Annotated in this window: 10 protein-coding genes; 6 read left to right on the forward strand and 4 right to left on the reverse strand. The window is 71.2% G+C overall.

The annotated features are described in order from the left end of the window. Positions 1-80: 80 nt before the first annotated feature. Positions 81-875 (reverse strand): carbon-nitrogen hydrolase family protein, encoded by a 795-nt coding sequence (locus tag CCN39_RS29735; RefSeq protein WP_086847548.1) that lies wholly within the window; start codon positions 873-875, stop codon positions 81-83. Between the two features lie 84 nt (positions 876-959). Between CCN39_RS29735 and hisD the strand changes: the two genes are divergently transcribed. The 5 genes from hisD to CCN39_RS29755 all read left to right on the forward strand — a co-directional run bounded on the left by hisD (position 960) and on the right by CCN39_RS29755 (position 5292). After that, positions 960-2285: a histidinol dehydrogenase gene (gene hisD / locus CCN39_RS29740; RefSeq protein WP_086847562.1), complete on the forward strand. Its 1326-nt coding sequence runs from the start codon at positions 960-962 to the stop codon at positions 2283-2285. Further along, positions 2282-3382, forward strand: coding sequence for a histidinol-phosphate transaminase (locus CCN39_RS29745; protein ID WP_086847549.1), 1101 nt, complete (start codon positions 2282-2284; stop codon positions 3380-3382). The genes hisD and CCN39_RS29745 overlap by 4 nt, the downstream gene beginning before the upstream one ends. After that, positions 3379-3978 (forward strand): imidazoleglycerol-phosphate dehydratase HisB, encoded by a 600-nt coding sequence (gene hisB, locus CCN39_RS29750; RefSeq protein WP_086847551.1) that lies wholly within the window; start codon positions 3379-3381, stop codon positions 3976-3978. Before CCN39_RS29745 ends, hisB begins: the two co-directional genes overlap by 4 nt. Before the next feature lie 76 nt (positions 3979-4054). Beyond that, complete coding sequence (locus tag CCN39_RS50815) at positions 4055-4213, forward strand: hypothetical protein (RefSeq protein ID WP_167455216.1); 159 nt, start codon at positions 4055-4057, stop codon at positions 4211-4213. A 32-nt stretch (positions 4214-4245) separates the two neighbouring features. After that, complete coding sequence (locus tag CCN39_RS29755; protein ID WP_143264201.1) at positions 4246-5292, forward strand: hypothetical protein; 1047 nt, start codon at positions 4246-4248, stop codon at positions 5290-5292. Here the strand turns inward: CCN39_RS29755 and CCN39_RS29760 are convergent. From CCN39_RS29760 to CCN39_RS29770, 3 genes are all read right to left on the reverse strand, one after another. After that, complete coding sequence (locus CCN39_RS29760; protein ID WP_086847555.1) at positions 5183-6613, reverse strand: caspase family protein; 1431 nt, start codon at positions 6611-6613, stop codon at positions 5183-5185. The two genes, CCN39_RS29755 and CCN39_RS29760, sit on opposite strands and share 110 nt — an antisense overlap. Then, positions 6614-6964, reverse strand: a complete 351-nt coding sequence (locus CCN39_RS29765; protein WP_143264202.1) for an effector-associated constant component EACC1 — start codon at positions 6962-6964, stop codon at positions 6614-6616. A gap of 91 nt (positions 6965-7055) precedes the next feature. Next, the gene (locus CCN39_RS29770) at positions 7056-9230 is read right to left on the reverse strand and encodes an MMPL family transporter (protein WP_086847559.1); all 2175 of its coding nucleotides are present in this window, start codon (positions 9228-9230) and stop codon (positions 7056-7058) included. Between the two features lie 206 nt (positions 9231-9436). Between CCN39_RS29770 and CCN39_RS29775 the strand changes: the two genes are divergently transcribed. After that, positions 9437-9989 (forward strand): TetR/AcrR family transcriptional regulator (locus tag CCN39_RS29775; protein WP_086847561.1); only part of this gene is annotated, 553 nt, incomplete at its 3' end.

Raw genomic sequence — 9989 nt, forward strand, 5'->3', positions numbered from 1 at the left:
ACTCGCGAGTTCCGGCTCCAATCACGCGAGATCCGGCTCCAATCACGCCGGTTCCGGCCCGGATCACGCGGGTCACGGGTTCAGAGGCGGCGGTTGGCCAAGGCTCCCGTGGCGGCGCGGGCCTTGGCCGACACCGCCGGGTCGACGTCCACCAGGAGGGTCTCCGGGGCGGCGCCGGCCTGGGTGACCACGCGGCCGAAGCCGTCCGCGACCAGCGAGTACCCGATGCCCGTCGGCGCCTTCGGGTTGACCGTGACGCCCGTCGCCGCGGGGTCGGCCTGGCCGCAGCCCAGCACCCAGCAGCCCGAGTCGAGGGCCCGCGCGCGCACCAGGACCTCCCACTGGTCGCGCTTGCCCTCGCCGGCACCCCACGACGTCGGCAGCAGCACCACGTCGGCGCCGTCGTCGGCCAGCGCGCGGAACAGCTCCGGGAACCGCACGTCGTAGCAGGTCGCGACGCCGTAGACGACGCCGTCCAGCTCGAACGTGGCCGGCGCCGAGCCGGGTGCCACCGTGTCGGACTCGGCGAACCCGAACGCGTCGTAGAGGTGGATCTTGTCGTAGCCGCGGTGGTGCCCGCCGCCGGTGATCAGGAGCGTGTTGCGGACCCGGCCGTCGCCCGCCGGGGTGAACATCCCGGTGACGACGACCACGTCGTGCTCGGCGGCCACCGCGGCCACGGCCGAGGCCCACGGGCCGTCGAGGGGCTCCGCGACCGGTTCGAGGGGCCGCCCGAAGCGCGCCATGGTCGCTTCCGGGAACACGACGATCCGCGCGCCGTCGGCCGCCGCGGCCTCGACGCCGGAGCGAATCAGCTTCAGGTTCGCCTCCGGATCGTCACCCGAGTTGACCTGGCACAACGCGATTCGCGCCACCGCTGCCTCCTGCATGCTGGGATCGGCCGTCACCGGGGAGTATCGCCGAAAACCCGTTCGGTGTGACCTCGTACCCTGGTGGGCATGTTGAACCGCACCGACCTGCGTGGGCAGGTCCCGACCGCCGCCGAACTGCGCGTCACGCTTCCCCGCGCCGAATACGACGTGGACGCGGCGCTGCACCACGTGCGCCCGGTGGTCGAGGCGGTCCGTGACCGCGGTGTCGAAGCCGTCCTCGAGTACACCGAGAAGTTCGACAAGGTGCGCCCGGCGTCCGTGCGGGTGCCGCGCCCCGAGCTGACCCGCGCGTTGGACGAGCTCGACCCGGCCGTGCGGGCCGCGCTGGAGGAGTCGATCACCCGCGCCCGGAAGGTGCACGCCGAGCAGCGCCGCACCGACGTCACGACGACCGTCGTCGAGGGCGGCACGGTCACCGAGAAGTGGGTGCCGGTCGAGCGCGTCGGGCTGTACGCCCCGGGCGGGCTGGCCGTGTACCCGTCCACCGTGGTGATGAACGTCGTCCCGGCGCAGATCGCCGGCGTCGGCTCGCTGGTCGTCTGCTCGCCGCCGCAGGCCGCGTTCGGCGGGCTGCCGCACCCGACCATCCTCGCCGCGGCCGAGCTGCTCGGCGTCGACGAGGTGTGGGCGGCCGGCGGCGCGCAGGCCGTCGCGCTGCTGGCGTACGGCGGCACGGACACCGACGGCACCGAGCTGGCCCCGGTCGACATCGTCACCGGCCCGGGCAACATCTACCTCACCGCGGCCAAGCGCCTCCTGCGCGGCCTGATCGGCATCGACGCCGAGGCCGGGCCGACCGAGATCGCCATCCTCGCCGACGAGACGGCCGACCCGGTGCACGTCGCCGCCGACCTGATCAGCCAGGCGGAGCACGACCCGCTGGCCGCGAGCGTCCTGGTCACGACGTCGACCGAGCTGGCCGACGCCGTCGACCAGGAACTGGTCAGCCGCGTCGCCGCGACGAAGCACAGTTCGCGGGTCGCCGAAGCGCTGGCGGGCAAGCAGTCCGGCGTGATCCTGGTGTCCACAGTGGAGGACGGCCTGCGGGTCGTCGACGCCTATGCCGCCGAGCACCTGGAGGTCCAGACGGCGGACGCGCGTTCGGTCGCGGCCCGGGTCCGCAACGCGGGCGCGATCTTCGTCGGCGCGTACGCCCCGGTGTCGCTCGGCGACTACTGCGCCGGGTCCAACCACGTGCTGCCCACCGGCGGGTTCGCCCGCCACTCCTCGGGCCTGTCCGTGCAGAGCTTCCTCAAGGGCATCCACGTCGTGGACTACTCCGAGGACGCGCTGCGCGAGGTCGCCGGCCGCGTCGTCGCGCTGGCCGACGCCGAGGACCTGCCCGCACACGGCGAGGCCGTCGCCGCGCGCTTCGGAGGTTCGATCCGATGACGATCGGCGAAGAGGTCACCCTGGACCAGCTGCCGCTGCGCGAGGACCTGCGCGGCAAGTCACCCTACGGTGCACCGCAGCTGGACGTCCCGATCCGGCTCAACACGAACGAGAACCCGTACCCGCCGCCGCCTTCGCTGGTCGCGGACGTCGCGGAGGCCGTCCGCGCGGAGGCCGCCGAGCTGCACCGCTACCCGGACCGCGACGCGGTGGCGCTGCGGCAGGACCTGGCCGACTACCTGAGCGTGTCGACGCGGGTGGTGCTGTCGGAGGCGAACGTCTGGGCCGCGAACGGGTCCAACGAGGTGCTGCAGCAGATCCTGCAGGCCTTCGGCGGTCCCGGGCGCAGCGCGCTCGGCTTCGAGCCGTCGTACTCGATGCACCCGATCATCGCCTCGGGCACCCGCACCGAGTGGGTCCCGGCGCCGCGCCGTGACGACTTCTCCCTGGACACGGCCGCGGCGGCTTCGGTGATCCGGGACCGACGTCCGGACATCGTGTTCGTCACCAGCCCGAACAACCCGACCGGCGGCTCGATCCCGCTGTCCGAGCTGCGCGCGGTGCTGGACGCGGCCACCGGGATCGTGGTGGTCGACGAGGCGTACGCGGAGTTCTCGTCGCAGCCGAGCGCGGTCGAGCTGCTGGCGGACTACCCGTCGCGGCTGATCGTCTCGCGCACGATGAGCAAGGCGTTCGCGTTCGCCGGCGGCCGGCTGGGCTACCTGGCGGCGGCCCCGGCGGTGGTGGACGCGCTGCAGCTGGTGCGCCTGCCGTACCACCTCTCGCGGCTGACCCAGGCGGCGGCGCGGGCGGCACTGCGGCACGCGGATGCCACTTTGGACAGTGTGCACAAGCTGGCCGCGGAGCGCGACCGGGTCGTGGAAGCGCTGGCGGGACTGGGGTACGACCCGGTGCCGAGCGACTCGAACTTCGTCCTCTTCGGACGGTTCAGCGATCCGCACGCGGCTTGGCAGTCCTATTTGGACAAGGGGGTGCTGATCCGTGACCCCGGAATCGAGGGTCACCTGCGCGTGAGCATCGGCACCCCGGAAGAGAACGACGCCTTCCTCGAGGCGAGTAAGGAAGTCTCGCGATGACCCGCATCGGCAAGGTCGAACGGACCACCAAGGAGTCCTCGATCTCCGTCCAGCTGGACCTCGACGGCACGGGCGAGGTCGAGATCTCGACCGGCGTCCCGTTCTACGACCACATGCTGACGGCGTTCGGCGTCCACGGCTCGCTGGACCTGAAGGTCGAGGCCACCGGCGACGTCCACATCGACGCCCACCACACGGTCGAGGACACGGCGATCGTGCTGGGCCAGGCGGTCCGCCAGGCGCTGGGCGACAAGAGCGGGATCCGCCGCTTCGGCGACGCCTGGATCCCGATGGACGAAACGCTGGCCCACGCGGCCATCGACGTCTCGGGCCGGCCGTACTGCGTCCACGTGGGCGAGCCGGAGCAGTTCAACACCTTCACCATCGGCGGCAACTACCCGTTCGTGTTGACGCGGCACGTGTTCGACTCGCTGGCGTTCCACGCCCAGATCGCGTTGCACGTCCGCGTGATCCACGGCCGCGACCCCCACCACATCGCGGAGGCGGAGTACAAGGCGGTGGCCCGGGCGCTGCGCGCGGCGACGGAGCCGGACCCGCGCGCCGGTGGCATCCCCTCGACGAAGGGCGTGCTCTAGCCCGGATTCCCGGCCGCCCGTGGCGAGGCAGCGCCCAGCACGGTGCGGCCGAACGGCGTGTGGCACCCTGATCGGCGTGAACAGTGGAGTGGTCGGCGTTCTTCTGCTCGCCCTGGGCGGTTTCCTGGTGGGCGGCGTGTATTCGACCTGGAAGTCGGCGAAGTTCATGGCGGTGGTGCTGGGCATCGCGGCACTGCTGGCCATCGGCGGCGCGATCTTCTGGTTCTCCAGCTAGCCCGGAGGGCCCGGCGGGTACGATGACCGCCCGTGGGCAGAGCCGGACTTCTCGTGATCATCCTGGGTGTCGCCGGCCTGCTGGCGCACCTCGTCGTCACCGTTCCGCCGAAGAGCGCGGACGCGGTCGCGGGTGGCTCGTGGGTCGCGGTCGGGATCGGCGCCGTGCTGCTGCTGACCGCGATCGCCCAGAACGGGTACGGCTACGGGGTCTTCCCGCTCGCCATCGGCGTCGGGGGACTGGTCGCCGACCGGATCACGCACTTCACCGGCTTCCTGCACGCCCCGCAACCGCTGTCCGGCATCCTGGTGACACTGCTGGTCGGCGTCGGCGCGATCGCCGTGTCCTACGCCGACGGCGGGGACGGCGCGGTCGTCAGGCTGCCGTTCTTCGCCGTGGCCTCCCTGGTGAGCGACATCTTCGTCGACTTCGGTGCCGGGTGGGACGAGCTGGTGAACCTGAGCACGGCGTCGTTCACCGCAGCCTTCGTCATCACCGCGGTGGTGGTGATCTTCGTGGAGGACGCCCTGCCGGGCTCCGGGGCCGCGACGGATCACTACGCGAACTTGGTGCTGCTGGCCGCCGGAATCGGGACCGGCGCGGCCGTCGTGCTGGTCACCACCGTGGCGACCTTCGACCTGGCGGGATTCGTCGACTTCCTCCTGACGGCCGCCGCGGTGGCCGGCGGATACCTGGTCGTGCCGATGCTCGGGTTCTTCCTGCTCCTCGGGCTCGCCGACAGCGACGCCTCCAGCGACGTGATCGGGGAAGCCCTCGACAGCATGGAACACGGCCTCGCGGCGCTGGGCTCGCTGGTCGCCGGCTTCGTCCTGGTGGCGGCGCTGGTCGCCCTGATCTTCGGAGGGCCGCCGGGCTGGCTGGTGGTCGTCCTCGTGGTCGTGGCGGTCGCCGCGGCCGTGGCCGCGGCCCTGTGCGGGTACCGGGCACTCACCGAACTGGTCGGACTGATCAAGTCGGGGGCGTTGCCCGGCCGGATCGCCGAAGCCCTGGACGGTCTGTGCCGGGTCGACCCGGTGTTCCGTCTGCTGCCCGGCGCAGAAAGGTCGTCACCGCACTGACCAGTGCCGGGTTCGCCTGCCGGTCGCGCAGCATTCCCCGCGCGATCCACGCCGCCTCGTCGTGGTGGCCGAGGTCGGCGAGTTCCTCGATCGCCTGGACGCGCAGCGGGGCGGGCAGTTCGGCGGCGGCGAGCAGCATCGCCATGGCCGTCCCCCAGAGCTGCCTGGCTTCGGCGTCGGCGAGCGGCTCGTCGCCCGGGAGCAGTTCGCGGGTCTTCCAGCGGTCGTTTTGCCACGCCCGGTCGGTGCTCAGCTCCCGGCGCAGGCGCTGGACGGCGATGAGCGAGCGCGCCGGGTCCGGTACCTGGAGTTTCCGGAGGGCCTGTGCGGCGAGGAACAACTGGCCCGCGTGCGCCAGCTCCGAGACGAACCTCAGCCGGACGAGCACGGGCCAGGACGACTGGACCCGGTCCGAGGCGAGCGTGGTGTTCGTGGTGCTGCCCAGGGCGAAGCTGCTCACGAGCGCGTCGGCTTCGGCGAGGGCGTGCAGCAGCGGCTGGAGGGGCTCGGACCGGGGTGGTTCCGGCGGCGCCGACGTGACCGGCCCGGTTTCGGCTCGCGGAGCCGGCTCTTCCACCGGGTGGTGGGCGCGGTTGCGGACCAGGGCGAACTCGCTGATCGAGTCGCTGTGCATGATCTTCGGCTCGGGGTGGTCGCGGTCCCGCATCCGGCGGCGGAGGTGCTGGTAGATCGTGAACAGCGGGAGCACCGGGCCCACGCCGGGCAGCCCGTCCCGCAGCACCGCGATCAGCTCACCCGAGAACACCGTGTGCCGCTCGCCTTCGACGAACAGCGACGCCAGGTGCCGGGGTGCCGACGCGAGACCGCACGTGCCCGTCGTCTCGATCTGGTCGAGGACGCCGGAAGTCTCGTCCGCCATCGGCTTGCCGAAGGCCCGGCCGGAGTAGCAGCAGTCCACGATGAAGATCTTGACCTTGGCGTCGCTGTCCCGGACGGCCCGGCGCAGCAGGTCCACCCGCAGGGAGTGATGCTCCTTTTCGGCCTCGAACGTGTCACTCGTGGCCAGCAGCAGTTCGCCGTCGACGTCGACCAGTCCGTGGCCGACGTAGTAGACGACCAGAGTGTCCGTGGCGGTGCGGCACCACCGCGCGATTTCCAGGCCCGCGTCGTCCTTGTGCCGCGGGTTGACCATCGTGCGGACGTTGGCCGGCCGGAAGCCGCCGAGTTCGGGGTCGGTGAGGATGTCGGCGAGGTCCGTCACGTTGGCTCGCGCCTGGACGATGTCCTGCAGCGCGGGATCGTCGTACTCGGCGGAGCCGATCAGGATCGCTTTGGCCCCTTCGGGGTCGGCCAGGCGCATTCATTCCTCGCCGAGTTGCTTGGCCAGCGCGACCGCGGTGTCGTTGAGGTCCTTGACGGCGGTCCGGTGAATGCGCTCGCCTTTGAGGGAAACGGTTTTGTCACCCGCCTTGACGGTGATGTCGACCTTCATGCCGCGGGTCTTGAGGTACGCCACGAGCGACGTGGTCATCGCGGTGAAACCGCTGGTGAGCACCAATGACACGGTGTCGAGCGCCGGGCCCATCGTGCCGTTGCCCGCGGAATGGTCGTCCAGCCGCACCTTTCCCGCGAAATCTTCTTCGAGCCAGTGCAGCAGGCCGAGCGCGTCGTCTTCACCCTCGACCGTGATCAAAACCGTTGTCCCCGTCACACGTCGTAGTGTAATTCGTGCCCGGCGGACAACCGGAAAAGCCCGGCCGTGACGTGGTTGCCCACAGCACGGCCGGGCTGGAATTCCCCGGTCAGCGGGTGGCGCCGACCAATTCCCGCTCCTCGGGCTCGTCGAGGTGCTTCGTGAGCTTCTCGCCCTCGACGTCGACGTCCGGCAGGATCCGGTCCAGCCACTTCGGCAGCCACCACGCGCTGCGGCCGAGCAGGGACATCACCGCCGGGACCAGGGTCATCCGGACCACGAACGCGTCCACCAGCACGCCGAACGCCAGCGCGAAGCCGATCGACTGGATCAGCGACGATTCCGCCAGGATGAAGCCGGCGAACACGCTGATCATGATCAGCGCCGCCGCGACCACCACCCGGGCGCCGTGGCGGAAACCGGTGACCATCGCCTCCTGCGGCTCCGCGCCGTGGACGTGCTCCTCGCGCATCCGCGTCACCAGGAACACCTGGTAGTCCATCGCCAGCCCGAACAGCACGCCGATCAGCAGGATCGGCAGCATGCTCATGATCGGGCCGGTCGATTCGACGCCGAGCAGGTCGGTCAGCCAGCCCCACTGGAACACCGCGACCACCGCGCCGAACGTCGCCGCGACCGAGCCGAGGAAGCCGATCGTCGCCTTCAGCGGCACCACCACCGAGCGGAACACCAGCATCAGCAGCACGAACGCCAGCCCGACGATCAACGCCAGGTACGGCAGCATCGCGTCCGAGAGCTTCTCCGAGACGTCGATGTTCGCCGCGGTCTGGCCGGTGACGGCCAGCTTGGCGTCCAGGTTGCCCGAGTCGGCGCGGATCGCGGCCACCAGGTCCTCGGTCTGCGTGCTGCTCGGGCCGCTCTTCGGGATCACCGTGAGCAACGCCGTGTCGCCGGCCTGGTTGAGCCGCGGCGGCGTGACGGCGGCGACGTCGGGCAGCTTCTGGATGTCGGCCGCGGCCTGGCCGAGCGCGGCCTGGCGGTTGCCGCTCGCGGAGACGTCGACGACGACCAGCAGCGGGCCGTTCGAACCTTCGCCGAAGCTACGGCTGGCGATCTCGTACGCCTTGCGCTGCGTCGACTCCGGCGCCGCGGTGCTGTCGTTGGGGAGGCCGAGCTGCATGCCCAGCGCGGGCAGCGCGACGACGGCCATCCCGGCCAGCGCGACCAGCAGCACCGGGATGCGGTGGCGGCCGACGAACCGCGCCCAGCGTTCGCCGTGCGTCGTTTCGACCGGCTTGCGGCGCAGCCGGATACGGCCGCCGGCGACCCGGGGGCCGGCGAAGCCGAGGATTGCGGGCAGCAGCGTCAGGGCGATGAGCACGGCGACCGCGACGGTGACGGCGGCGGCGACGCCCATCTGGCCGAGGAACGGGATGCCGATCACGGTGAGGCCGGCCAGCGCGATGATGACGGTGAGGCCGGCGAAGACCACGGCGGACCCGGCGGTGCCCGCGGCGCGTCCGGCGGCTTCTTCGGGGTCGCGGCCGATGCCGAGTTCGTGGCGGTAGCGCGAGACGATGAACAGCGCGTAGTCGATGCCGACGGCCAGGCCGATCATCAGCGCCAGGACCGGCGTGTTCGAGTTCAGTTCGAGGAACCCGGAGGCGAGGAAGATGCCCGCCATCCCGGTGCCGACGCCGATCAGCGCGGTGAGCAGCGGGATCCCGGCCGCCAGCAGCGAACCGAACGTGATGACCAGCACGACGGCGGCGACGGCGACGCCCAGGCCTTCGGTGGCCCCGGTAGCGGGCACGCCCTGCACGGCGTCACCGCCGAACTCGACGGTGAACCCGGCGGCGCGACCGGCGTTCGCGGTGTCCAGCAGCGCCTGACGGTCCTCATCGGTCAGTTCGTACGCCTTCGCTCCGTAACTGACCTGGGCGAGTGCGACGCGCCGATCGGGTGAGATCGACTGCGCCTGGAACGGGTCGACCACCGCGGCGACCTTCGGCGCCGTCTTCAGCTGCCCGACGAGGGCTTCGACGGCGGCCTTGCCCTTGGCGTCGGTGACCGTGGTCCCGGCCGGGGCCTCGATGACCACGCGTGCCGTGGCGCCACCGGCGTTGGCCTGCGGAAACTTCTCGGTGAGCTGGTCGATCGCCCGCTGCGACTCGGTGCCGGGGATGGTCACCGAGTTCGACAGCTGGCTCGACAGCGTCAACGCGCCGAGGCCCAGTGCCACCAGGACCGCCGCCCAGACGGCCGCGACCAGCGCTCGGCGCCGGAAGGAGAACCGGCCGAGCCGGTACAGGAAGGTCGCCACGAGTCAGCTCCGTTTCGCCCGACCGGGGTCGGTTCACTCCACAGGGTCTTTTCCAAGCTAGCCGATCGGCTAGGGGAACTCCAAGCCGATCGGCAAGTATGTGACTTGCCGAACAGCAAGGTTTATCCCTTGCCGTTCGGCTAGTAAGGCGGTTTGCCGATCGACAAGGCGTGACGTAGGCTCCGACGGCTCGCTGAGGAGGAAGAATGACCGCCGGCCCGGCCGAGGACACCCGGACCCGACTGCTGCAGACCGCGCTGCGACTGTTCACCGAACACGGGGTCGAGGGCACGTCGCTGCAGATGATCGCCGACGCACTGGGCATCACCAAGGCGGCTGTGTACTACCACTTCAAGACGAAGGCGGAGATCACCGAGGCGGTGGCGGAGCCGGGCCTCCGCGACCTGGACGACCTCGTCCGGCGAGCGGCCGCGCTGAAGCGCCGAGGTGCGCAGGTGGACCTGCTGCTGGAGGGTTTCGTCGACCTGGTGATCCGCCACCGGGCGCTGGTGGCGCTGTTTTCGAGCGACCCGGGCATCGCCCGCGCGATCGAGAAGTCGGCCCACGGCGGAACGGAGGGCTTCGGCCGCGCGATGCTGGCCATCCTGTCGGGCCCCGCCCCGGACACGACGGCCCGCGTGAACGCCCTGGTGACGTTGACGGGCATAGCAATGGCGGGCGGCTCCCCCGACCTGGCCGCCCTGGGCGACGAAGAGCTGCGCGCGGAACTCCTCGACGTGGGCCGCCGCCTCCTCGGCC

Source organism: Amycolatopsis kentuckyensis (genome assembly GCF_002155975.1).
GTDB classification, from domain to species: domain Bacteria; phylum Actinomycetota; class Actinomycetes; order Mycobacteriales; family Pseudonocardiaceae; genus Amycolatopsis; species Amycolatopsis kentuckyensis.